The sequence below is a fragment of the Ralstonia sp. TCR112 genome (assembly GCF_007997035.1).
Lineage (GTDB): Bacteria > Pseudomonadota > Gammaproteobacteria > Burkholderiales > Burkholderiaceae > Ralstonia > Ralstonia edaphi.
The window spans coordinates 1-505 of the sequence record NZ_VOSS01000169.1; the positions used below are offsets into that span (position 1 = coordinate 1).

A 505-nucleotide genomic window follows, 5' to 3' on the forward strand; every position below is an offset into this window, starting at 1 on the left:
CCTCTCCACCGATTACGCCGATGAGGCGCGCATCCGCCGCTGGATCGACGATGGCGGCTACACGCTCGTCGATGCTGCTTACGACGCGGGCGTGACGCTGACGGTGCGGTTGCCGGTGACGGACGAGGCGGCTGCGCGGAACACGCTACGGGACCTGACGCAGGGGCGTGTGGCGATTACCTAGCGCTTATCGCGTGGGAGCGAGCGGAGCGGCCGGCGCAGTGCCCGGGCAACACGGGTTCTGGCAGTCCGGTTGGAAAACGACGTAGGCGGCTGTCGGCATTTTTGGGGCGACACCCTCGCGTTCTGCGGCACGTAGATGCGTATCGGCTTCGGACGCCTCGACTTTGTCGCCCTCGATGCCGACGGCGTCCAGCACGGCCTGCAGGCTTCTGAGGCGCAGCACGGCCAGCTCTGGGTCAGGGGCAGGCTCGGACGCCTCCTGCAAGCGCACCCGGTATTTGCCGCCGCTGCGAAAATCGTCTTTGAGCTGCGAATCCCATTC

Annotated in this window: 2 protein-coding genes; one reads left to right on the forward strand and one right to left on the reverse strand. The window is 66.7% G+C overall.

What is annotated here, in order from left to right:
• On the forward strand, positions 1 to 184 hold a 184-nt coding region (locus FUT88_RS24900; protein WP_147219202.1), incomplete at its 5' end, for a DUF1949 domain-containing protein.
• Between the two features lie 3 nt (positions 185 to 187).
• On the opposite strand, the gene FUT88_RS24905 is transcribed toward FUT88_RS24900, so the two are convergent.
• A partial coding sequence (locus FUT88_RS24905) for a hypothetical protein (RefSeq protein WP_147219204.1) occupies positions 188 to 505 on the reverse strand: 318 nt, incomplete at its 5' end.